The sequence below is a fragment of the Roseicyclus sp. genome, assembly GCF_018402035.1.
In the GTDB taxonomy this organism is placed as follows: Bacteria; Pseudomonadota; Alphaproteobacteria; order Rhodobacterales; family Rhodobacteraceae; genus Roseicyclus.
In genome coordinates, this window is the sequence record NZ_JAGYJN010000001.1 from 169699 (window position 1) to 192176 (window position 22478).

18 protein-coding genes, 2 tRNA genes and 1 pseudogene are annotated in these 22478 nt (G+C 61.1%); 19 read left to right on the top strand and 2 right to left on the bottom strand.

The features are described from left to right. Window positions 1-185 precede the first annotated feature (185 nt). The 6 genes from KG698_RS00790 to KG698_RS00810 all read left to right on the top strand — a co-directional run bounded on the left by KG698_RS00790 (window position 186) and on the right by KG698_RS00810 (window position 6184). On the top strand, window positions 186-1430 hold the full coding sequence (locus KG698_RS00790; protein WP_213683674.1) for a sarcosine oxidase subunit beta family protein: 1245 nt from the start codon (window positions 186-188) through the stop codon (window positions 1428-1430). A gap of 109 nt (window positions 1431-1539) precedes the next feature. Further along, window positions 1540-1860 carry a sarcosine oxidase subunit delta gene (locus tag KG698_RS00795; protein WP_213683675.1) on the top strand — a complete coding sequence of 107 codons (321 nt, stop codon included), beginning with the start codon at window positions 1540-1542 and terminating at the stop codon, window positions 1858-1860. Continuing rightward, a complete protein-coding gene (locus KG698_RS00800; protein WP_213683676.1) occupies window positions 1857-4889 on the top strand; it encodes a sarcosine oxidase subunit alpha family protein in 3033 nt (1010 codons plus the stop codon). Before KG698_RS00795 ends, KG698_RS00800 begins: the two co-directional genes overlap by 4 nt. Then, entirely contained in the window at window positions 4882-5190 is a 309-nt protein-coding gene (locus tag KG698_RS15375) for a hypothetical protein (RefSeq protein ID WP_300982772.1), read from the top strand. The genes KG698_RS00800 and KG698_RS15375 overlap by 8 nt, the downstream gene beginning before the upstream one ends. Beyond that, window positions 5126-5443 carry a hypothetical protein gene (locus KG698_RS15380; protein WP_300982774.1) on the top strand — a complete coding sequence of 106 codons (318 nt, stop codon included), beginning with the start codon at window positions 5126-5128 and terminating at the stop codon, window positions 5441-5443. The genes KG698_RS15375 and KG698_RS15380 overlap by 65 nt, the downstream gene beginning before the upstream one ends. A gap of 135 nt (window positions 5444-5578) precedes the next feature. After that, window positions 5579-6184, top strand: coding sequence for a superoxide dismutase (locus tag KG698_RS00810; protein ID WP_213683677.1), 606 nt, complete (start codon window positions 5579-5581; stop codon window positions 6182-6184). 50 nt (window positions 6185-6234) lie between these two features. Here KG698_RS00810 and KG698_RS00815 read toward each other — a convergent pair whose 3' ends face one another. Beyond that, the gene (locus KG698_RS00815; protein WP_213684252.1) at window positions 6235-6795 is read right to left on the bottom strand and encodes a TIGR00730 family Rossman fold protein; all 561 of its coding nucleotides are present in this window, start codon (window positions 6793-6795) and stop codon (window positions 6235-6237) included. Window positions 6796-6936: 141 nt separating this feature from the next. Here KG698_RS00815 and KG698_RS00820 point away from each other — a divergent pair, with 141 nt between their 5' ends. From KG698_RS00820 to hflX, 6 genes are all read left to right on the top strand, one after another. Next, entirely contained in the window at window positions 6937-8373 is a 1437-nt protein-coding gene (locus tag KG698_RS00820; RefSeq protein WP_213683678.1) for a LysM peptidoglycan-binding domain-containing protein, read from the top strand. 65 nt (window positions 8374-8438) lie between these two features. Then, window positions 8439-10307: an ABC transporter ATP-binding protein/permease gene (locus KG698_RS00825; RefSeq protein WP_213683679.1), complete on the top strand. Its 1869-nt coding sequence runs from the start codon at window positions 8439-8441 to the stop codon at window positions 10305-10307. Between the two features lie 173 nt (window positions 10308-10480). Then, window positions 10481-11857, top strand: a complete 1377-nt coding sequence (gene trkA, locus KG698_RS00830) for a Trk system potassium transporter TrkA (protein ID WP_213683680.1) — start codon at window positions 10481-10483, stop codon at window positions 11855-11857. 4 nt (window positions 11858-11861) lie between these two features. Next, the gene (locus KG698_RS00835; protein WP_213683681.1) at window positions 11862-13379 is read left to right on the top strand and encodes a TrkH family potassium uptake protein; all 1518 of its coding nucleotides are present in this window, start codon (window positions 11862-11864) and stop codon (window positions 13377-13379) included. A gap of 135 nt (window positions 13380-13514) precedes the next feature. After that, window positions 13515-13748, top strand: coding sequence for an RNA chaperone Hfq (hfq, locus tag KG698_RS00840; protein WP_213683682.1), 234 nt, complete (start codon window positions 13515-13517; stop codon window positions 13746-13748). A 50-nt stretch (window positions 13749-13798) separates the two neighbouring features. Next, complete coding sequence (gene hflX, locus KG698_RS00845) at window positions 13799-15049, top strand: GTPase HflX (protein WP_213683683.1); 1251 nt, start codon at window positions 13799-13801, stop codon at window positions 15047-15049. Between the two features lie 32 nt (window positions 15050-15081). Here hflX and rimK read toward each other — a convergent pair whose 3' ends face one another. Continuing rightward, window positions 15082-16479 carry a 30S ribosomal protein S6--L-glutamate ligase gene (rimK, locus tag KG698_RS00850; RefSeq protein WP_300982779.1) on the bottom strand — a complete coding sequence of 466 codons (1398 nt, stop codon included), beginning with the start codon at window positions 16477-16479 and terminating at the stop codon, window positions 15082-15084. Between the two features lie 74 nt (window positions 16480-16553). Here rimK and tgt point away from each other — a divergent pair, with 74 nt between their 5' ends. From tgt to KG698_RS15750, 7 genes and pseudogenes are all read left to right on the top strand, one after another. Beyond that, window positions 16554-17684: a tRNA guanosine(34) transglycosylase Tgt gene (tgt, locus tag KG698_RS00855; RefSeq protein WP_213684254.1), complete on the top strand. Its 1131-nt coding sequence runs from the start codon at window positions 16554-16556 to the stop codon at window positions 17682-17684. A 277-nt stretch (window positions 17685-17961) separates the two neighbouring features. Then, window positions 17962-20298 (top strand): endopeptidase La, encoded by a 2337-nt coding sequence (lon, locus tag KG698_RS00860; protein WP_300982858.1) that lies wholly within the window; start codon window positions 17962-17964, stop codon window positions 20296-20298. 143 nt (window positions 20299-20441) lie between these two features. Beyond that, window positions 20442-21224 carry a polysaccharide deacetylase family protein gene (locus KG698_RS00865; RefSeq protein WP_213683685.1) on the top strand — a complete coding sequence of 261 codons (783 nt, stop codon included), beginning with the start codon at window positions 20442-20444 and terminating at the stop codon, window positions 21222-21224. Between the two features lie 113 nt (window positions 21225-21337). Beyond that, entirely contained in the window at window positions 21338-21847 is a 510-nt protein-coding gene (locus tag KG698_RS00870; RefSeq protein WP_213683686.1) for an HU family DNA-binding protein, read from the top strand. 16 nt (window positions 21848-21863) lie between these two features. Then, window positions 21864-21938, top strand: a tRNA-Val gene (locus KG698_RS00875). Window positions 21939-22019: 81 nt separating this feature from the next. Further along, window positions 22020-22095: transfer RNA gene (locus tag KG698_RS00880), tRNA-Val, on the top strand. Window positions 22096-22192: 97 nt separating this feature from the next. After that, window positions 22193-22330, top strand: a pseudogene (locus tag KG698_RS15750) (hypothetical protein); the annotation flags it as partial. Window positions 22331-22478: the final 148 nt, after the last annotated feature.

The following is a 22478-nucleotide window of genomic DNA, read 5'->3' on the forward strand; positions in this document are numbered from 1 at the left end:
CACCCTTGTTCTAAACCGTCGCGCTACACATAAGGCCAGATGATCGGACAGAAAACTGGGCGTCGGGCCGCAGGGGGGCAAGATTGTGCGGCTGCGTCGCATTTCGCGATAAACTGGTCGCGCGCAGTATGATGTTTGTGCCGCGCCTGCGACACAGCTTGCAGGCAGTTCGAGGGAGCCGTGACATGCGCCGCTATTCCGCCTTTGCCATCGCCCGAGAGGCCATGCGCCATCATTTGGGCTGGGAGCGTGCTTGGAAAAGCCCTGCACCCAAAAGCCGCTATGATGTGATCATCGTGGGCGCGGGTGGGCATGGTCTGGCCACGGCCTATTACCTTGGCAAGAACCACGGCATCCGCAATGTGGCGGTGATCGAGAAGGGCTGGCTTGGCGGCGGCAATACCGGGCGCAATACGACGATCATCCGGTCGAACTACCTCCAAGATCCGTCGGCGGCGATCTATGAAAAGGCGCGCTCGTTATACGAAACGCTGAGCCAAGACCTGAACTACAACGTGATGTTCAGCCCCCGTGGCGTGATGATGCTGGCGCAGACCGAGCATGAGATCCGCGGCTATCAGCGCACGGCCCATGCCAATGCGCTGCAAGGGGTCACGACCGAGTTCATCAGCCGAGCCCGGGTCAAAGAGCTGTGCCCGATCATCAATATCGACGGGCCGCGCTACCCTGTCTTGGGCGCGCTGTGGCAGCCGCGCGGCGGCACCGCGCGCCATGATGCGGTGGCTTGGGGCTATGCGCGCGCTTGTTCGGATATGGGGATGGACATCATCCAGCAGACCGAGGTGACGGGCGTGAAGCGCGAGGGTGGCCGGGTCGTTGGTGTCGAGACAACCAAGGGCGACATCGATTGCGACAAGCTGGGCATCGTGGTGGCGGGTCATTCCGGCGTCATGGCCGAGCGCGCGGGCTTTCGCCTGCCCATCGAAAGCGTGGCACTGCAGGCGTTGGTATCGGAGCCCATCAAGCCGATCATGGATGTGGTCGTGATGGCCAATACCGTGCATGGCTACATGAGCCAATCCGACAAGGGCGAGATGGTGATCGGCGGCGGGGCGGACAATTACAACAACTACACCCAACGCGGATCGTTCCAGCATGTCGAGGAAACGGTGCGTGCGCTGATCGAGACCTTCCCCATCATCTCGCGGCTCAAGATGCTGCGCTGGTGGGGGGGAATCGTCGATATGACCGGCGACCGCTCGCCCATCATCTCGAAAACGCCGGTGGATGGCGTCTTCGTCAACTGCGGCTGGGGGACAGGCGGGTTCAAGGCCATTCCGGGCTCGGGCTGGGCCATGGCGGAGTTGATGGCCAAGGGGCATTCGCCACTGGCCGATGCGTTTTCCTTGGGCCGGTTCCGCGAAGGGCGTTTCATCGACGAAAGCGTGGCGGCGGGGGTGGCGCATTGATGGGCCGGGATTTGATGGCGGGCAAAATAGGGGGGCTGTCTGCCCCCCTCCTGGCCTTTGGCCAGTTCACCCCCCGAGGATATTTGGAAAACGAAGAAGTGGTGCGGTCATGCTGACATTCCAATGCCCCTATTGCGGCGTGCAGGCTTGCGAGACCGAACTGGCCGCAGGCGGCGAGGCGCATCTCAAGCGCTTTGGCCCCGGTTCATCGGATGATGATTTCGAGGGCTATTTGTTCCTGCGCCCCAATGTGAAGGGCGTGCATTTCGAGCGCTGGCGCCATGCGATGGGCTGCGGCAAGTGGTTCTTGGCCGCGCGTTGCACCGCGACGCTGGAGGTCTTCGGCACATATCCGGCCCAGACGACCGAGCCCCCCGCAGACATCATCGCCGCCATCAAAGCAAGCCGCCCCGATTGGAGCCTGACATGAGCATCCGCCTTGCCACTGGCGGCCGGTTGATCGACCGCAGCCGCAAGATTGGGTTTTCCTTCAACGGCAAGCGGATGAGCGCGCATCCCGGCGATACGCTGGCCGCGGCCTTGATGGCCAATGGTCAGATGATCATGGGGCGGTCGTTCAAATATCACCGCCCGCGCGGCGTGGTGGCCAGCGGCGCGGAAGAGCCCAACGCGCTGGTCAATCTGGGGGTTGGCGCGCGCCATGAGCCAAACCAACGCGCGACGCTGACCGAGGTGTTCGATGGGTTGCAGGCCACGAGCCAAAACCATTGGCCAAGCCTGAACTGGGATATCGGCGAGGTGAATGCGCTGATCCCAAAGCTGTTGCCAGCGGGCTTTTACTACAAGACCTTCATCCATCCGCGCCCCTTTTGGAAACATGTCTTTGAGCCGTTTATCCGCCAATCAGCGGGTTTGGGCCGTGCGCCTGACCCCAAGCATTCTGACCCCGACCGCTATGAGCAATTCTATGCTCATGTCGATCTGGTGATCGCGGGCGGTGGGATTGCGGGGCTTCAGGCGGCGCTTGAGGCTGGGCGCGCGGGCCTACGCGTGATCTTGTGCGAGCAAGCCGCCCATTGGGGTGGGCGCGCGCCGGTCGATGAGGTTGAGATCGATGGCCAGAGTGCGGCAGACTGGGTTGCTAATGCCGTGCAAGCGCTTGAGCAAATGCCGAATGTCGATCTGCGCCTACGTTGCATGGCGGCAGGTGTCTATGATCATGGCTATGTCATTGCCTACGAACGGCTGGCCGATCACGCGCCGGGCGAAGATGGGCCGCGCCATCGTTTGTGGCGCATCCGCACGGGGCGGGTGATTGCCGCGACGGGTGCGCTGGAGCGGCCCTTGAGCTTTGCAGGCAATGACAAGCCCGGCGTGATGCTGGCCGCCGCGATGCGGGATTATGTGGTCAACTGGGGTGTGGCACCGGGCCAGCGCACCGTGGTGGTGACCAACAATGATGATGCCTATCGCACGGCGCTGGTGCTGCATCAGGCGGGGCTGGATGTGGCATGCATCGTCGATGCCCGCCCCGAGGCCGATGGCCCCTTGGTGCAAGAGGCGCGCGCGCGTGGCCTGCGGGTTTTGACCGGCATGGGGATCGCATCTGTCAAAGGGTTGCGCGGCGTGGTTGCGGTGCAGCTTTGCGCGCAAGATGGCAAGGGTGAGGTGATCGAGGATGTGGTGTGCGACGCGGTCGCCATGTCGGGCGGTTGGTCGCCAGTGGTGCATCTGTGGTCGCATTGCGGTGGCAAGCTGATCTGGGACCGCGAGGGCGCGTTCTTCCGCCCCGATCACGCGCGCCCGCCCACCGATCAGAGGGGCCAAGGTTTCGTGATCTGCGCCGGTGCTGCCGATGGGGCGCTTTTGGCCGCTGATACTATGGCGAACGCATCATCTTCGGTCGGTAAGGTTCTGGCTGAGAATGGAAAAGCTGCAACCAACACACCAGTGGCCTATTCGGTTGCAGAAGCACCGATGCGGCCGGTTTGGGTTATGCCCGAAGGCGCCGGGGTCAAGAAACGCGCCAAGATGTGGCTGGATTTCCAAAACGACGTAAAGGTCTCGGATGTGCAGCTGGCCGCGCGCGAGGGCTATGAAAGCGTCGAGCACACCAAGCGCTACACCACGCTGGGCATGGCGACGGATCAGGGTAAGTTAAGCAATATTAACGGCTTGGCTGTGCTTGCTCAGGCGTTGGATGAAGATATTCCGCGCGTGGGTACCACCACCTTCCGCCCGCCCTATACGCCCATCTCGATGGGGGCGATTGGCGGCGAGGCGCGCGGTGCGATCTTCCAACCGCTGCGCCGCACCCCGATCCAAGACTGGCACGAGGCCAATGGCGCGCATTTCGAACCTGTGGGCTATTGGCGCAGGCCCTATTGCTTTGCGAAAAAGGGCGAAAGCCATCGCGATGCGGTCAATCGTGAGATCTTGGCCACGCGCAATGGTTTGGGCCTGCTTGATGCTTCGACCTTGGGCAAGATCATCGTCAAGGGGCCGGATGCGGGCCGTTTCCTCGATATGCTTTACACAAATATGATGAGCAGCCTTGCACCGGGCAAATGCCGCTATGGGCTGATGTGCAGCGAGAACGGTTTCTTGATGGATGATGGCGTTGTCGCGCGCCTGTCGGACGATAGCTTCGTTGTTCATACCACCACCGGCGGGGCGGATCGTATCCATGCGCATATGGAGGATTGGCTGCAATGCGAATGGTGGGATTGGCAGGTTTATACCGCCAATGTGACCGAGCAATGGGCGCAGATCGCGGTGGTGGGCCCAAAATCCCGGGCGGTTTTGGAAAAGCTTGGGGCGGATTTCGACCTGTCTAATGACGCTCTGCCTTTCATGGGCTGGGCCGAGGGGCAGATCGGCGGCATTCCGGCGCGCGCGTTCCGTATCTCTTTCTCGGGCGAGTTGTCCTTCGAGATCGCTGTTCCCGCCTCCCATGGCCGTGCCTTTTGGGATGCGCTTCTTGCCGCCGGTGCCGAGTTCGGAATTACCCCTTACGGCACCGAGGCGTTGCATGTGATGCGGGCCGAGAAGGGCTTCATCATGATCGGCGATGAGACCGACGGCACGGTGATCCCTCAGGATCTGGGCCTTGATTGGGCGATTTCGAAAAAGAAATCGGATTATCTGGGCAAGCGTGCGCAGGACCGTAGCCACATGACCGACCCCAACCGCTGGAAGCTTGTGGGGCTGGAAACGCTTGATGGTTCTGTCTTGCCTGATGGTTGCTACGCGCTTGCAGAGGGGCTGAACACCAATGGCCAGCGCAATACGCAAGGGCGCGTGACCTCGACCTATTTCTCGCCCACGCTGGGGCGGGGTATCGCGATGGGGCTTGTGTTGCACGGGCCTGACCGCATGGGCGAGGTGATCAGTTTCAACACCACCAAGAAGGACGCCAAGGGCGAGATGCGCACGATCAATGCGCGCATCGTCAACCCGGTGTTTTTTGATCCTGCGGGAGAGAAACAGAATGTCTGATGCCATGTTGAGCGCACTGGATGGTGCGCAGGCCCAAGGCTTGATCGGCATTCGCGAGATGGGGTTGCAAGGCATGATCACCTTGCGTGCCGATCAGGCAAAGGCCGCGAAAGCGGTGGAAAAGGTCACGGGTGTCGCGATGCCCGCGCGCCGCATGATCAGCGCCGGGCAGGGCAATCAGATCGCGTGGATGTCGCCCGATGAGGTGATGATCTTATGTGATCACGCCAAGGCCGATGGGCTGGTTGCTGATCTTGGCGGCATTGGCGGGGCAGCATCATCTTGTGGTCAATGTCTCTGATGCACGCGCGATGTTTTCCTTGACGGGTGAGGCTGGCGCGCTGCGCGATGTGTTGGCCAAGATCACGCCCGCCGATATCGCGGGCCTGCCCTTGGGCGAGATGCGGCGCACGCGGTTACAACAGGTGGCAGCCGCGCTCTGGTTTGAAACCCAGACCGAGGCACGGGTGATCTGTTTCCGCTCGGTCGCGCGCTATGTGTTTGACCTCATGGCTGTATCAGCGCATCCGAGTGGTGCGGTCGATTATCACTAAGGCGGGGGAAACCCCGGGGTTTCCCGACCGAAAGCCCGTGTTTTTCGGCGCGCGCACCGGGGGCGGGGTTGACGCCCCCCCACCGCGCACTCCATCTGTCACCCAGACCATATGCAACACCAAGGGGGGCCCCTTATGGCTTTTACACTTCCCGATCTTCCCTATGCCCATGATGCGCTGGCCGGTCACGGCATGAGCCGCGAGACACTGGAATATCACCATGACCTGCATCACAAGGCTTATGTCGACAATGGCAACAAGCTGATCGCTGGCACCGAGTGGGAAAACAAATCCCTCGAGGAGATCGTCATCGGCACCTATCAGGCCGGTGCGGTTGCCCAGAATGGCATCTTCAACAACGCGTCGCAGCATTGGAACCACAACCAGTTTTGGGAAATGATGGGCCCGGGCGAGGGCGGTATGCCCGGCGAGTTGGAAAAGGCCATCGCTGAGTCCTTTGGCTCGGTCGATCAGTTCAAAGCTGATTTCGCCGCCGCAGGCGCGGGTCAGTTCGGGTCGGGCTGGTGCTGGCTCGTCAAGGACAAGGATGGGTCGCTCAAGGTCACAAAGACCGAGAATGGCGTGAACCCGCTCTGCTTTGGCCAGACAGCACTTTTGGGCTGTGATGTGTGGGAACATTCCTACTACATCGATTTCCGCAACAAGCGCCCCGCATATTTGGAAAACTTCCTGAGCAAGCTGGTCAATTGGGAAAACGTGGCCGCCCGTCTGGTCGGCTGATCGCTGCTTAATGATTGATTGCGGCCCGCCATGTGCGGGCCGTTTTCATGTCAACCCGCAGGTGCGGAAAGTGCCGCGAGCTTGGCCATCAAACCCTCAACATCACCCACTGTTTCGATGAAGCCTTTGATATTGTCCTCGGCAAAGCCTTGCGCGATCACATGGTCGAGCAGCGCGATGAGCGGCTGCCAATAGCCCGCGATATCAAGCAGGTAGATGGGTTTTTGGTGCAGGCCGAGCTGTCGCCATGTCAGCACCTCGAAAAACTCATCAAGCGACCCCGCGCCGCCGGGCAGAACCACCACCGCATCGGCATTCATGAACATCACCTTTTTGCGCTCATGCATGGTTTCAGTGACGATAAAGGTGGTCAGGTCACGCTTGCCCACCTCCCATGCCATCAGATGCGCGGGGATCACGCCGAATGTCTGCCCGCGCGCCGATTGGGCGGCGCGTGCAACCGCCCCCATGATGCCAACATCGCCCGCGCCATAGACAAGGCGCATATCCGCCTCGGCCAATGCGCGGCCCAGATCGGTCGCGGCCGCCATATAGGCAGGATCGACACCGGGGCGCGCGCCACAATAGACACAAACTGACAGAGTTTTCATCGCGATCCCTTGCACTTGCCCGAGGTTTCCCCCCTGATAGGCCGATCCGGTGAGGGTCTCAAGCGGCATGGGGGCCGTGATCTTCACGACGGAAAGCGATACAGAGGGTCTGGGCCTTCGCGTTTAGGGGACGAACAAGCCATGGCGACACCTACGTCGGGCGCAACAGGTGCAAGCAATCGTGCGATCCTGTGGGCTGGAATTCTTGGGTCAGTGGTGTTTGCGGGTGTTGTTGCCTTCGTCACGATGCGCGATGTCCCAGAGACGGTGCCACCTGTGGCAGAGGTTGCGCCTTTGATTGAAGCTGCGACGCCGGTCGTCGAAACGGCCCCAGTTGCAGCAAGCGAGCAAGTGTCCGCCCCCACGACCGCCGAGGGAGCGCCCGTCACAGAGCCAGTGCCGGACGAAGCAGCGCCTGTGCCTGTGGCGCCAGTGCTCGATGTGGTACGCGTCGACGCCGAAGGCAACGCCGTGATCGCTGGCCGTGCCGCCCCGCAGGCCACTGTGGTTTTGCGTCTCGATGGTGAGCTGCTTGAGACTGTGGCAGCCGATACTGCCGGGAATTTTGTCGCTTTGGTGGTAATTTCGCCCTCTGATCGAGCGCGCGTCTTGAGCCTTGAGGCGATTGGTGCGGATGGTGTGGTGATCGCCGGTGCCGATAGCGTGCTGATTGCGCCCTTTGCCGGTGCTGTCGCGCAAGTCGTAGACGATCTGGCCGCTGACGCGGCTGTCGCCGAGGCAGAGGTTGCGCCGACTGAACTCCCGGCTCGCGATACAGCCGCCATGCAATCGGCCCAAGCAGCCGTTGAAACGACGCCGCCGCTTGCGCGCCAAACCGACGACGTCACGCCTGATGCTCCGTCGCCCGCAACGCCCCCAGCCGCAGCGGCACCGGCTGCCGTCGCCACCAGCCAAGCTGAGGTGGCCGAGGGGACAGCGCCTGCCGCTTCGCCTGTGCAACCAAGCGCCGCGCAAACGGTAGATGTCGCAACTGCCCCCACGCAAGCCACCGCTGCGCAACCGCAAGCGCCTGCCGTCGTGATCGCTGGCCAAGATGGGGTTCGTGTCGTCCAAGGGGCCGAGACGCAGGACAGTACCAAAGTTCAGCTTGATGCCATCACCTATGATGATGCGGGCAATGTCACGCTGGCCGGGCGCGGGCCAGCCCAAGCGCCGCTACGGATCACGCTCGACAACACAACCGTGAGCACGAGCGCGGTTGGTGAGAGTGGCCAATGGAGCGTGCCTTTGTCCGAGGTCGCACCGGGCACCTATACGCTGCGCATCGAACAGCTTGACGCCAGCGGTGCAGTATCTTCGTCGGTCGAAACGCCATTTATGCGCGAAGATCCCGCCCGTATCCGCGACAATCCGATGCTGGCCGAACCGGGAAGTTCGGTGATCACCGTGCAACGTGGCTTTACGCTTTGGGGGATAGCCGAGGCGAATTTTGGCAATGGCATCTTGTATGTGCAGATTTTCCAAGAAAATCGGGCCGATATCCGCGATCCTGACTTGATTTATCCGGGTCAGATCTTTGCCTTGCCTGATCTGCCGCGCGCAGATAGCGCGCCCTGATCACTCTGGCCATTTGCCGGGCGGAGACTTAGGTAGGGCGCAAGATCGCCCGCTAGGATTATTCCATGCAAGCCAAGACCAGCGCCGCAGGCCCAAGGCCCGCGGCCCATCAACCAAGCCCCGCCCCCGAGAGTGAGGGCGCGCGCGAACGCCGCTCAAGCTGGCGCACCTTGCGCAAGGTGGCACCCTATCTTTGGCCCGCAGATAAGCCTTGGGTGAAAAACCGCGTCTTGGCCGCATTGGGCTTTTTGCTTTTGGCCAAGCTCGTGGGTGTCGGCACACCCTTTGTCTACAAGGCCGCCGTTGATGTCTTGACCGGTGAGGCGGCAAGCCCTGCTTGGTTGTTGGGGATGGGGGCCGTGGGCATCACGGTCGCTTACGGTGTGGCGCGCGCGGCCAATGTGGGCTTTCAGCAATTGCGCGATGCGGTCTTTGCGCGCGTGGCGCAGGCGGCCCTGAGGCAATTGGCGCTTGAGACATTCCAGCATATCCATGCGCTCTCGCTGCGCTATCACATCACGCGCAAGACCGGGGGCCTTAGCCGGATCATCGAGCGCGGCGTGAAGGGCGTCGATTTCTTACTGCGCTTCATGCTGTTCTCTGTCGGCCCATTGGTGCTGGAGCTTTTGCTGACCGGCATCATCTTGGCGCTGGTCTTTGATATCAGCTATTTGATCGTGCTGGTTGTCACCATCGGGCTTTATGTTTGGTTCACCTTTACGGTGACCGAATGGCGGGTGAAAATCCGCAAGGAAATGAACGAGCAAGACACCGACGCCAATCAAAAGGCGATCGACAGCCTGCTCAATTACGAGACGGTGAAATATTTCGGTGCCGAAAAGCGCGAGGCCGCGCGCTATGATGGCGCGATGGAAGGTTATGAGCGCGCGGCGATCAAAACCTCGCTTTCCTTGGCCTTTCTCAATTTCGGGCAAGCGGTGATTATCACGGCAGGGCTCGTGATCGTCATGGTCATGGCCGCCATCGGCGTGCAGGCGGGTGAATTGACCACAGGTGATTTCGTCATGGTCAACGCCTTCATGATCCAGATCACCATCCCGCTGAATTTTCTGGGCACGGTCTATCGCGAGATCCGCCAAGCGCTGGTCGATATGGGCGAGATGTTCGATCTTTTGGAACAACCGCAGGAGGTTTGCGACAAGCCCGGCGCGCCAGCGCTGGCGGTCTCGGGCGGGGCGGTGGTGTTTGAAGATGTGCGCTTTTCCTACGAACCCGCGCGGTCCATCCTCAAAGGGTTGAGTTTCACACTCAACCCCGGCGAGACGGTGGCCCTTGTCGGCCCCTCCGGGTCGGGAAAATCGACCATCGGAAAGCTCTTGTTCAGGTTCTACGATGTGACGGGTGGCGCGATCCGTATCGATGGTCAGGATTTGCGCGATGTGACGCAAGAAAGCGTGCATGCGCAGATCGGCGTGGTCCCGCAAGACACGGTGCTGTTTAACGACACGATCCGCTACAATATCGGCTATGGCCGGGCAGGGGCGAGCCAAGACGAGATCGAGGCGGCAGCGCGCGCCGCAAGCATCCATGACTTCATCGCGGCCCTGCCCGAAGGCTATGACACGCCTGTAGGCGAGCGCGGTCTGAAACTCTCGGGTGGTGAGAAGCAACGCGTGGGCATTGCGCGCACGCTGCTCAAGGATCCGCCGATCTTGTTGCTCGATGAGGCGACAAGCGCACTCGACAGCGAGACCGAGCGTGATATCCAAGCCGAGTTGAAAATGATGGGCGAGGGGCGGTCGGTCATCACCATCGCGCATCGGCTTTCAACGGTGGTTGATGCAGATCAGATCATCGTGCTTGAGGCTGGTGAAATCGTCGAGCGCGGCACCCATGACGCCCTGATCGCCAAGGGCGGGCGCTATGCGACCATGTGGGCGCGCCAACAAGCCGAGGAAGAAGAAACATCCTAAGGGCGGGGCTGCGATTATTCGTACGAATAATCGCATCATCGCGTTGCACGTCATCGGTGTGGGTGTGGCGATGCCCTTGTGGGCAAAGGTGACGTACGGGGCAAGGTGGATTGACCTTTGCCGCCAATGCATGCCAGTGAAGGGCCGAATGCGGCCGCAGGGACGGAAGTTTCATGAAGGTCATCATCTGCGGCGCGGGTCAAGTTGGCTGGCAGATTGCGCGCCATCTGGCCGGCGAAAAGAACGACGTCACGGTTGTTGATAGCAACCCAGATCTCGTGCGTCGCGCGACCGACACGCTCGATGTGCAGGGTTTGACGGGGTTTGCCTCCTATCCAGATGTGTTGGAGCGCGCAGGCGCGCGCGATGCCGATATGATTATCGCCGCGACCTTCTCGGACGAGGTGAATATGGTGACCTGTCAGGTCGCCCATTCCGTTTTCGCCGTGCCGCGCAAGATCGCGCGCCTGCGTGCGCGCAGCTATCTTGATGCGATCTATTCCGATCTTTACCGGCGCGACCACCTGCCTATCGATGTGGTGATTTCGCCCGAGGAAGAGGTGGCGCAAGCGGCCCTTGCGCGCATCCGCTCGCCTGCGACCTTCGACACGGAGGATTTTCTGTCAGGCGATGCCAAGCTTTTGGGCATCCAGCTTGATGCCGATTGCCCGGTGCTGGAGACCCCGCTCAAGCAGTTGTCGGAACTTTTCTCGACACTGCGCGCCATTGTTGTGGGTATCCGCCGCGCGGGGAGCTTGTTTGTGCCGGAACCCGGCGATCAACTTTTCGCGGGCGATCAGATCTATGTTTTTTCCCATACGGTCGATGCGGGCCGTGCGCTTGAGATTTTCGGCAAGACCGCGCGCCTGCCCGAACGGGTCTTGATCGTGGGCGGCGGCAATGTGGGGCTGACGGTCGCGCGCGCATTGGAGGCAGGACCAGAGCGCATGCGGGTGCGCGTGATCGAGAAGTCGCGCGCGCGCGCCGAAGTGGCCGCCGATGCGCTGGAGCGCACCATCGTTTTGCATGGCGACGGGCTCGATGCCGAAATCCTGCGCGAGGCGGGGGTGGACCGCGTCGATGCGGTGCTGTGCGTGACCGATGACGACAAGACCAACCTTTTGGCCTCGGTCCGGGCCAAGACGGCGGGTGCGACGCTGTCGATTGCGCTGATCAATGATCCGACATTGGTCACGTTGATGCAGCCCTTGGGGATTGATGCCTATATCAACCCGCGCGCGACCACGGTCAGCTCGATCTTGCGCCATATCCGCCATGGCCGCGTGCGCGGTGTCTATTCGGTGGGCGACAGCGAGGCAGAGGTGATCGAGGCGCAGGTTCTGTCGACCTCGGCCATTGCCGGACGCCAGATCCGCGATATCGATTTTCCCGAAGGCGTGCTTGTGGGTGCGGTGCAAAAGGGCGGCAAGGTGGTGCGGGCCTCGGGCTCGACCCGGATCGACGAGGGCGATGTGATCGTTCTATTCGTGCTTGCCGCGGATGTGCCTGCGGTCGAGACGCTCCTTCAGGTCTCGATCGACTTTTTCTGACGTCATGGCGCGCCCTGACCGCAGCCCACCGATTTTCGTCAGCCTGCTGATCGCGGCCGCGCTGGCAAGCTTGGTGCCATCCTTCTACGGGGCGGCGGTCGGTGATTTCGACAATGCACGGGTGTTTTTCTATAGCGGTCTTTTGTTTGCGATTGCGGCGGGGTTCATCGGCATTGCCGTGGCCACAACGCCGCGCAACCGGACCGAGCATCGCTATTTGCTTGGGCTGGTGTTGTCTTACTTTTGGTTGCCGGCGGTTCTGGCCCTGCCGATGGTGCAGGCGACCGATGATCTGCGCGTGATCGATATCTATTTCGATATGGCCTCGGCGCTGACGACGACGGGCGCGCCGATCTTTGCGCCCTCGCAATTGGCCGAGACGCTGCATCTGTGGCGCGCCACCGTGGGGTGGTTTGGGGGCTTGCTGATTTGGATCACAGCGCTGGCGGTTTTCGCGCCACTCAACCTTGGTGGCTTCGAAGTCGCGTCAGAGGCGCGCCCCGGCACGCAAGTTGCCAGCTTGCGGGGGCAATTGGCCATGATCACAGCGGCGGGTCGGTTGCGCCGGGCGGCGGCGCTGTTGATCCCCATCTATGCCGGTTTAACCGTGATCCTTGCGCTGGCGCTGACCATCGCGGGTGAGCGGCCTTTGTTTGCCGTCATGCATGCGATGTCGACGCTCTCCACCTCGGGGATCAGCGCGGTGCGTGGTCCGCAAGATGGCGATGCGGGTCTGATCGGCGAGGTGTTGATCGCGCTCTTCTTTGTTTTTGCGCTGACGCGGCGCAGTTTCGTAAACGGGATCACCGCCGCGTGGCCGGGTGTGATCTTGCGCGACCGCGAGCTGCGTTTGGCGATCTTTGTCGCGGTGGTATTGCCGAGTTTCTTGTTCCTGCGGCATTGGCTGGCAGCTTTCGAGGGCAATGAGCTTGATGATATTGCCGGTGCCTTTGCCGCCTTATGGGGGGCGTTTTTTACGGTTTTGTCTTTTTTGACCACCACGGGCTTTGTCTCGGACAGCTGGGCGCAAGCGCGCAGCTGGTCGGGCTTGCCCACGCCGGGGCTGATTCTGGCTGGGTTGGTGATCATGGGGGGCGGTGTGGCCACGACCGCCGGCGGGCTCAAGCTGCTGCGTATCTATGCGCTCTACAAACACGGCACGCGCGAGATTGAGCGGTTGATCCATCCCCATTCCGTCGCCGGTGCCGGGCGTTTGGGGCGGCGCATCCATAGCGAGGGGGCATTCATCGCTTGGGTGTTTTTCATGTTGCTGCTGATCACCTTGGGTGCGGTAACCTTGGCCTTGGGCATGACGGGGCTGGATTTCGAGCAAGCCTTGATCTTGGCGCTCTCCGCCATTTCCACAGCCGGGCCTTTGGCCAGTGTTGCCGGAGAAGTGCCAATTTCCTACATTGACCTTGGTGATATTGCCAAACTCATCTTGGTCCTGGCCATGATCATCGGTCGGATGGAGACCTTGGTTTTCATCGCCGTGTTAAACCCGGTCTTTTGGCGCACATAGTTGCGTGACGCGACAAGATGCGGCAGTGGGTTGATCTTTTGGGTGAATTACCTGCACACAAGAGTCGACATTCGGTTTGGACGGTTGCAAACTGATCCGTGACACGCCAGCCCAGCACAAGAAGGCGCACATAAGATGGCCGAGACGAAACAAAATCTGCAAGACGCGTTCCTTAACCATGTCCGCAAGACAAAGGTTCCCGTGACGATCTTCTTGATCAACGGGGTCAAGTTGCAGGGCGTGATCACATGGTTTGATAATTTCTGCGTGCTGTTGCGCCGCGACGGCCAAAGCCAGCTTGTGTACAAGCATGCAATCTCGACCGTGATGCCCGCGCAACCCATCAGCCTTTATGATGGAGAAGAGTGACGCGCGATCCAGAGTTAGGTCGCGGTGATGACGCGCAGGGCAAGGGGCCCATGCGGGCGCTTGTTCTTCATCCTGATCTGAAATCTGACCGTCACCGCCGCGACCCCGGACCCGCGCTGGAAGAGGCTGTGGCGCTTGCCGCCGCACTTCCCGATCTTTTGGTGGTGGGTGCCGAGATCGTGCGCTTGCCGCGCGCCCAGCCGGGGCTGTTGTTTGGCAAGGGCAAGATTGCCGAGATCAAGGAACGGATCGCCGATCTTGAGGTGGGGCTTGTTTTGATCGATGGGCCGGTGACGCCCGTGCAACAGCGCAATCTTGAAAAGGCGTGGGGTGTTAAGCTTTTGGATCGCACCGGGCTGATCCTTGAGATTTTCGCCGACCGCGCCGCCACCCGCGAGGGCGTGTTGCAGGTCGAGTTGGCCGCGCTGAGCTATCAGCGCACGCGGCTTGTGCGGGCATGGACCCATCTTGAGCGCCAGCGCGGCGGCTTGGGCTTTGTGGGCGGTCCCGGTGAAACCCAGATCGAGGCTGACCGCCGCGCCATCGACGAGGCGGTGACACGCATCCGCCGCCAACTGGCCAGTGTCGTGAAGACCCGCGAATTGCACCGTAAGGCGCGCAAGAAGGTGCCTTATCCGATTGTCGCATTGGTGGGCTATACTAATGCGGGCAAATCGACGCTGTTCAACCGGCTAACCGGGGCCGAGGTTTTGGCCAAGGATATGCTGTTTGCCACGCTCGACCCTACGATGCGTGCGGTGCGCTTGCCCGACGGCACAGATATCATTTTGTCCGATACGGTGGGCTTTATCTCGGAGCTGCCGACCGAGTTGGTCGCGGCCTTTCGCGCCACGCTGGAAGAGGTGCTTGATGCCGATCTGATTTGCCATGTGCGCGATATCAGCCATGCCGAGACCGAGGAACAGGCAGCCGATGTTGCTGCGATCTTGCGCAGCCTTGGCGTGTCCGAGACCGCGCCGATGATCGAGGTCTGGAACAAGATCGACCGTTTGCCTGACGCACAGGCCGAAGCCCTGAGCGCCATGGCGGATCGGCGCGAGCGTGTTTTTGCAGTCTCGGCGCTGACAGGCGCGGGGCTGACGCCCATGTTAGCCGCCATCGCCGAAACCCTTTCACCGCCGCGCAGCTTGGCCGAGGTGACGCTTGGCCATGATGATGGACGCAGGCGTGCTTGGCTTTACGCCCAAGGCGTGGTCGAGGCAGAGCAGGCAACCGAGGATGAGACGCGCTTGCGCGTCAACTGGACCGCGCGTCAGGAACACTCTTTTCGCAATCTCTAAGCCTGCGCGATCTATCGGCGCAAACGGCGGGGTTAAAGCGCGGTGCGGCGCTTGCGGACGGGGGCCGGGCGCACCTTGCGTTCAATCGCATCATAAAGCAGGGCGGCGATATTTTTGCCGGTGGTCAGCTCGATCCCCTCAAGCCCGGGTGAGGAGTTCACTTCCAACACCTTGGGCCCGTCATGGGCGCGCAACAGGTCAACCCCCGCTAGCCCAAGGTTGAAAACGCGCGCAGCGCGCAGTGCGGTGTCGCGTTCCTCTCGCGTGATGCGGACGGGTGTAGCGCTGCCGCCGCGATGCAGGTTCGAGCGGAAATCATCGCCTGCGGCGCTGCGCTTCATCGCGGCCACCACCTTGCCATCCACCACGAGGCAGCGAACATCCTCGCCTGCCGCCTCTTTGACGAAGCTTTGCACAAGGAAATTGGCGCGCAAACCGCGGAAAGCGTCGATCACCGATTGCGCGGCCTTGCGGGTTTCGGCAAGCACCACACCCTTGCCTTGGGTCGATTCAAGCAGTTTCACCACCAAGGGGCCGCTGCCCACCAGCGCGATCAAATTATCCGTGTCCTTGGGGCTCGCGGCAAATGCGGTGCGCGGCATGCCGATGCCGCGCGCGGCCAAAAGCTGATGGGCATGTAGCTTATCGCGGCTGGCGGTGATGCCCGCGCTGCCGTTCACGCAATAGGTGCCGAGCGATTCGAACTGTCGCAGAACAGCGGTCCCATAGGCGGTGATCGAGGTGCCGATGCGCGGGATCACGGCGTCATAGCGGGGCAGGCGGGTGCCATCGTAATGCACCTCGGGGGCGAGCGTGTTGATCGCCATGTAGCAGCGGGTGGTGTCGATGACCTCGATGGTATGGCCGCGTTCCTCGCCCTCGGTCACCAGCCGCCTTGTGGAATGGTTTTCCTCACGGCTGAGCACGGCGATCCGCAAGGAACGCGGCGGCGCGGCCAGCTTGACCTCGGCGCTATGGTAGATGTCATAGGTCATGCGCGGCTGGCAAAAGCTGGCGGTGGGGCTGATGCGCCATTCAGGCTGGATCGCTTGGCGCCCAATCAGCATGCGGTAAGCCATGTTCGTACGATCAGACAGCGTGACCTCGACCGGCACCTCGGCCTCGCCGATGCGCAGGGCGGTTTCGATAACATAGCGCAGCTCGCTTTCGCCATTTGACGATGTCACCTCGCGCCGGTCGCGGATCGTGGCGGAACATGCAATGGTCAGGTCCGTGCGCCCCGGCACCGGGTGGACGGCAAAGCGCAGCTTAGGCCGCCCGGCGGGGCCGAAAGGCTCGATATCGAAGGCATGCAACGCCGAGGTGCGCGCGCCGGTATCGACCTTGGCCTTGAGCGCGGGCAGGCCGAGGCCGGGCAGGGCCACCCATTCTTCCCATCCCAGCGTCAGCGGGCGGTGTTGCATGACCATCGGCGCGCTCCTTGGCATCGCGGGGGAATCGGGGCATGACCTGCGGGGTTTCGCAGGCACACACAAGGATGACCATGGGCGAAGTGTTCGACTTTCATGTGACAGCGACATCGGGCAAGGCGCGTGTGGGCGTGATCGACACACCGCGCGGCCAGATCCGCACGCCCGCCTTCATGCCGGTGGGCACGGCGGCGACCGTCAAGGCGATGCTGCCAGACAGCGTGGCGGCGACGGGGGCCGATATCTTGCTTGGCAACACCTATCACCTGATGCTGCGGCCCACGGCCGAACGCATCGCGCGGCTGGGTGGGCTGCATCGGTTCATGAATTGGGACAAGCCGATTTTGACCGACTCGGGCGGGTTTCAGGTGATGAGCTTGGCCGAGCTGCGCAAGCTGACCGAGGATGGCGTTGAGTTTCGCAGCCATATCGACGGTTCGAAACATTTCCTCAGCCCCGAGCGGTCGATGGAGATACAAAAGCTTTTGGGCTCTGACATCGTGATGTGCTTCGATGAATGCCCCGCGCTGCCTGCTGATCGCGGGCGGATTGCCGAAAGCATGCAGCTTTCGATGCGGTGGGCCGAACGTTCCAAGGCGGCCTTTGGCGACAGACCGGGACATGCGCTTTTCGGCATCCAGCAAGGCGGGCTTGAGCGTGATCTACGCGAAGAATCGGCCAAAGCGTTGAAGGATATCGGCTTTGATGGCTACGCGGTGGGAGGCCTTGCCGTGGGCGAGGGGCAAGAGGCGATGTTTGGCGTGCTCGACTACGCCCCCGACATGCTGCCCGCCGACAAGCCGCGCTACCTGATGGGGGTGGGCAAGCCCGATGATATCGTGGGCGCGGTCGCGCGTGGCATCGACATGATGGATTGCGTGCTGCCGTCGCGCTCGGGTCGTACCGGGCAGGCATGGACGCGGATGGGCCAGATCAATATCAAGAACGCCCGCCATGCCGACGACCCGCGCCCCTTGGACGAGGATTGCACCTGCCCGGCCTGTCGCGGCTATAGCCGCGCCTATCTGCACCATGTCTTCCGCGCGGGCGAGATGATCTCGGGCATGCTGCTGACATGGCACAACCTGCATTACTATCAGGAACTCATGGCCGGCATGCGCGCCGCCATCGCAGAGGACCGTTTTGCCACCTTCGCGGCTGATTTCCATGCGCGCCGTGCTGAGGGTGATATCGCGCCGATCTAAGCGGCTTTCCACAGCATTTTGTGGCCCCCATGGGCCAATGATACCAAACCTCTCTTGCACCGCGCCGCGTGCGGGCGCACGATGTGGCTGCGGCGCGTTGGCTATGGTGGTTGAAACTGATCGCGCGCTGCACCAGATTAGCATCCTGACCGGACCGGGTCCGCGCGGCTGCCCAGACAGAGCCGGCACCGGTGCCAAGACCAAGGAAGGCGATTTCCAAGTGACCCAAGATACATTCCCCGTACTGCCGCTGCGCGATATCGTCGTTTTTCCGCATATGATCGTGCCGCTCTTTGTGGGGCGCGAGAAATCGGTGCGCGCACTCGAAGAGGTGATGCAAGACGATAAGCAAATCTTGCTTTCGAGCCAGATCGACCCCGCCGTCGATGACCCCGACAGTGACGGTATTTATCGTACGGGCGTTTTGGCCAATGTGTTGCAATTGCTCAAACTTCCCGATGGCACCGTCAAGGTGCTGGTCGAGGGGCGCAGCCGCGTGCTGATCGAAGAGTTTCTGGCAAATGACAGCCATTTCGAAGCGCGCATCTCCCACCTCGCGGAATCCCCCGGCGATGCGGCCTCGGTGCGTGCCATGATCGGCGCGGTGGCCGAAGAGTTCGAGAAATACGCCAAGGTCAAAAAGAATATTCCCGAAGATGCGCTGACCTCGGTCGCAGAGGCGGGCGATCCAGCCAAGCTGGCCGATCTTGTCTCGGGGCACTTGGGGATTCAGGTCAGCCAAAAGCAGGAGCTTTTGGAAACTCTCGACGTCGCCGAGCGTTTGGAAAAGGTCTATGGCCTAATGCAGGGCGAAATGTCGGTTTTGCAGGTCGAGAAAAAGATCAAGAGCCGCGTCAAGAACCAGATGGAGCGCACGCAGCGCGAGTATTACCTGAACGAACAGATGAAGGCGATCCAGCGCGAGTTGGGCGATGGCGACGAGGGCGGCGAAGTGGCCGAGCTTGAAGATCGCATCAACGCCACCAAGCTGTCCAAAGAAGCGCGCGAAAAAGCCGAGGCAGAGCTGAAAAAGCTCAAGAACATGTCGCCCATGTCGGCCGAGGCGACGGTGGTACGCAATTACCTCGACTGGATATTGTCGATCCCATGGGGCGTGAAAAGCCGCGTCAAGAAAGATCTTGGTCGCGCCGAGGCGGTGTTGGATGCCGATCACTATGGCCTTGAAAAGGTCAAGGAACGCATCGTCGAATACCTTGCCGTGCAAGCGCGCAGCGCCAAGCTCAAGGGGCCGATCCTATGCCTTGTCGGCCCGCCGGGCGTGGGCAAGACCAGCCTTGGCAAATCAGTGGCCAAGGCCACGGGGCGCGAGTTTATCCGTATTTCGCTCGGCGGTGTGCGCGATGAGAGTGAGATCCGTGGCCACCGGCGGACCTATATCGGCTCGATGCCGGGCAAGATCATTCAGGCTTTGAAAAAAGCCAAAACCACCAACCCTCTGATCTTGCTCGATGAGATCGACAAGATGGGCCAAGATTTCCGTGGCGATCCGGCCAGCGCCATGCTCGAGGTGCTCGACCCCGAGCAGAACGCGACCTTTATGGATCACTATCTGGAGGTTGAATACGATCTCTCCAACGTGATGTTTTTGACCACCGCGAACTCCTACAACATGCCGGGGCCGCTTTTGGACCGGATGGAGATCATTCCGCTGGCAGGCTACACCGAGGATGAAAAGCGCGAGATCGCCAAGCAACATCTGGTCGAAAAGCAGATGAAAAACCATGGGCTGCGGTCCAAGGAATTCTCACTCTCAGATGCGGCGCTGACCGATATCATCCGCTACTACACCCGCGAGGCAGGCGTGCGGAACCTTGAGCGCGAGATTGCAAAGCTCTGCCGTAAGGCGGTCACGACCATCGTCAAGAAAGAGGCCGACAAGGTGTCTTTGACGCCTGAAAAGCTTGAAAAGATGTTGGGCGTCAAACGCTTCAAATTCGGCTTGGCCGAGCGTGAGGATCAGATCGGCGTGGTCACTGGGCTGGCATGGACCAGCGTCGGCGGTGACCTTTTGGCAATCGAGGCGCTGCGCCTGCCCGGTAAGGGCCGGATGAAGACAACCGGCAAGCTTGGCGATGTGATGAAGGAATCGATTGAAGCGGCGGCAAGCTATGTCCGCTCGATCGCGCCCAAGATCGGGGTCAAGCCGCCCCGGCTCGACAGTTGGGATATCCATGTCCATGTGCCTGAAGGTGCAACGCCCAAGGATGGTCCAAGTGCGGGCATCGCGATGGTGACCTCCATCGTCTCGGTGCTGACCCAAATCCCCGTGCGTCGCGATATCGCCATGACCGGCGAAGTCACATTGCGTGGTAATGTTTTGCCCATCGGCGGCTTGAAGGAAAAGCTATTGGCGGCGTTGCGCGGTGGGATCACCACTGTGATGATCCCGGCCGATAATGAAAAAGACCTTCCCGAGATCCCCGATAATGTGAAGCAGGGGCTCAACATCATTCCGGTCTCTCATGTGACCGAGGTTTTGGCGCGGGCCTTGGTGCGCCAGCCCGAGGCGATCGACTGGGATGAAGAGGCCGAGGCTGCGGCTGCAGCCGCGCGGGTTGTCGGCAACAATAACGAGACAGCGACTGCGCATTGATCAAAGGCGCAACAGATCAAAAACGCCGCGCCTAAAGCGCGGCGTTTTTGCTTCTCTGGCCGTGATCGTTGAAAATTCCCTTTGACACGGCAGGTTTACTGGCTCTTCCATGCACATCGTTAGGGGCGATTTGGGTTATGTCGATGGACCGTTTCACATCGCGGCGCGGTGTCTTGTGTGGTGGGCTTGCGCTTGGGGTGGGCGCGTTCCTGCCGGGTGCTGTCTTTGCCCAAAGCGGCCATCGCGGCGACATGCGGTTGGGCGACTTCCCGGTCGCAGGCAATGGCGAAGTTCTCGACCAAATTCGCCATGTGGCAACCGCTGAGCGTGTCATCGCCATGACCTTTGATGATGGTCCGCACCAGATATTAACGCCGCAGGTCTTGGACATTCTGGCTGCCCGTCAGATCAAGGCAAGCTTCTTTGTTATTGGCAATCGTGTGGCCCAAATGCCCGCTCTTGTCGCGCGCATCGCACAAGAGGGCCATGAGATCGGCAATCATTCATGGTCACATCCGCATATGGGCCAGCTGCCCGATCACGCGGTGTTGAACCAGATCGATAGAACTGTCGATGCGGTCATGACCGCCACAGGCCATCGCCCGGTGTTGATGCGTCCGCCATATGGCGACTTCACGATGCCGCAAAGCCGGATGGTGCGTCTGGCACGCAATATGCCCACGATCATGTGGTCGGTCGATCCACAAGATTGGCGGCGACCCGGCGGTTTCGCGATTGCCGATCACATCATCCGCCATGCCGCGCCCGGTTCAATTGTCTTGGCCCATGACACGGTCAATGACACCATCCGCAACCTGCCTCATGCGCTCGATACGCTGCTGGCGCAGGGGTACCGCTTTGTCACCATCTCCGAACTGATCGGTTTTCCTGCATCGACGTATCGCGCAGCCGCGCGCGCCACGTAACCGCGGGTGCGTCTTCTCTAATAGCCAATGGTTGTAACTTTCGATAAGATGTAGGCCGAGTCAGTCACGCGCCGCGAGCAATGAAACTTAGGCGCAATATCAGAGGTCAGGCCATGGCGCGTAACGAGAAACCCGCAACACCCCCCAAAACGACAAAAGCACGGGCCACCCCGGCAGGCCCCAAAAGCCGCAGCAAGACCAAAGCGGTCGACAGCGGCGATGTTGTGGTCAGCGTGTCTGATGCGGCCACGCCGCGCGCGGCCCATCTGCGCGCTATCACCGCAGCCGAGACAGGCGATGCCGCCGCCGCCCAGCCGGTCGAAGACGCCGGGGCCGCAGATACGCGGTTCAAGCGCCAAGCCCTGCTCGAGGCTGTCTGCGCCAGAACCCCGATGAAGCGCGGCGAGGTCAAAACATTGGTTGAGCTGGTCCTTGAAGAATTGGGTCGCGCCATCGACGCGCATGATGAGTTGGCCTTGCCACCCTTGGGCAAGCTTTCGGTCAAGCGGCGCAATAGCGAGGGCAGCGGCGGGGATAATCTGAGCATCAAGCTCAAGCGGGCAAAAGACGCCGCCGATGCAGGCGATGAAACCCCCCTTGCAGCCGCGGGCGAGGATGGCTAAAGACCTGCCACCCGGCGGGTGATTAGCTCAGTGGTAGAGCGCTTCGTTCACATCGAAGATGTCGGGGGTTCAAATCCCTCATCACCCACCATTTTCTTTTCGATCTTTGGCATATGATCCGCTTTGCGGCTCTTGCCCTGTCGCGCCGTGCAGGCTATCAGGCGCGGGCTTTGGGTGGTTAGCTCAGTTGGTAGAGCGCTTCGTTTACACCGAAGATGTCGGGGGTTCGAGTCCCTCACCACCCACCATCCATCCCTGTCGCGCGGTTGTCGGTGAAAACGCCCAGTGAGCGCTTGCTATGGCTAACCACGCAAGCGTTATTCTGACCCTAGGCAAGATGACAAAGGCTACAAGCATGAGATTGCGCCCGATGACGCCAACCTGATGACGGCGGGCCATGGCATCACCCATTCCGGGCGGGTCGATGACCAGATGGAGTCGTGGTCAGCATTGCGGGCCATTGGTCCGCACCGGGGCGGCTGATGGTGTTTCCCCGGACTTGATAAAGAGTTTCTGCCCTTGCCGCCGCGCTGAATAAGACCGCTTGCCGGCCCGTATGTTCCGGTCCAACGTCGGATCATGCAAATGTGCCGCGCCAATTCCGTTGATATCTCTGCCATCGTGCCGTCGC

Coding starts and splice junctions, on each gene's coding strand:
- KG698_RS00790 (WP_213683674.1), top strand. CDS start 186: ATGCGCCGCTATTCCGCCTTTGCCATCGCCCGAGAGGCCATGCGCCAT.
- KG698_RS00795 (WP_213683675.1), top strand. CDS start 1,540: ATGCTGACATTCCAATGCCCCTATTGCGGCGTGCAGGCTTGCGAGACC.
- KG698_RS00800 (WP_213683676.1), top strand. CDS start 1,857: ATGAGCATCCGCCTTGCCACTGGCGGCCGGTTGATCGACCGCAGCCGC.
- KG698_RS15375 (WP_300982772.1), top strand. CDS start 4,882: ATGTCTGATGCCATGTTGAGCGCACTGGATGGTGCGCAGGCCCAAGGC.
- KG698_RS15380 (WP_300982774.1), top strand. CDS start 5,126: ATGGGCTGGTTGCTGATCTTGGCGGCATTGGCGGGGCAGCATCATCTT.
- KG698_RS00810 (WP_213683677.1), top strand. CDS start 5,579: ATGGCTTTTACACTTCCCGATCTTCCCTATGCCCATGATGCGCTGGCC.
- KG698_RS00815 (WP_213684252.1), bottom strand. CDS start 6,795: ATGAAAACTCTGTCAGTTTGTGTCTATTGTGGCGCGCGCCCCGGTGTC.
- KG698_RS00820 (WP_213683678.1), top strand. CDS start 6,937: ATGGCGACACCTACGTCGGGCGCAACAGGTGCAAGCAATCGTGCGATC.
- KG698_RS00825 (WP_213683679.1), top strand. CDS start 8,439: ATGCAAGCCAAGACCAGCGCCGCAGGCCCAAGGCCCGCGGCCCATCAA.
- trkA (WP_213683680.1), top strand. CDS start 10,481: ATGAAGGTCATCATCTGCGGCGCGGGTCAAGTTGGCTGGCAGATTGCG.
- KG698_RS00835 (WP_213683681.1), top strand. CDS start 11,862: ATGGCGCGCCCTGACCGCAGCCCACCGATTTTCGTCAGCCTGCTGATC.
- hfq (WP_213683682.1), top strand. CDS start 13,515: ATGGCCGAGACGAAACAAAATCTGCAAGACGCGTTCCTTAACCATGTC.
- hflX (WP_213683683.1), top strand. CDS start 13,799: ATGCGGGCGCTTGTTCTTCATCCTGATCTGAAATCTGACCGTCACCGC.
- rimK (WP_300982779.1), bottom strand. CDS start 16,479: ATGGTCATGCAACACCGCCCGCTGACGCTGGGATGGGAAGAATGGGTG.
- tgt (WP_213684254.1), top strand. CDS start 16,554: ATGGGCGAAGTGTTCGACTTTCATGTGACAGCGACATCGGGCAAGGCG.
- lon (WP_300982858.1), top strand. CDS start 17,962: ATGATCGTGCCGCTCTTTGTGGGGCGCGAGAAATCGGTGCGCGCACTC.
- KG698_RS00865 (WP_213683685.1), top strand. CDS start 20,442: ATGGACCGTTTCACATCGCGGCGCGGTGTCTTGTGTGGTGGGCTTGCG.
- KG698_RS00870 (WP_213683686.1), top strand. CDS start 21,338: ATGGCGCGTAACGAGAAACCCGCAACACCCCCCAAAACGACAAAAGCA.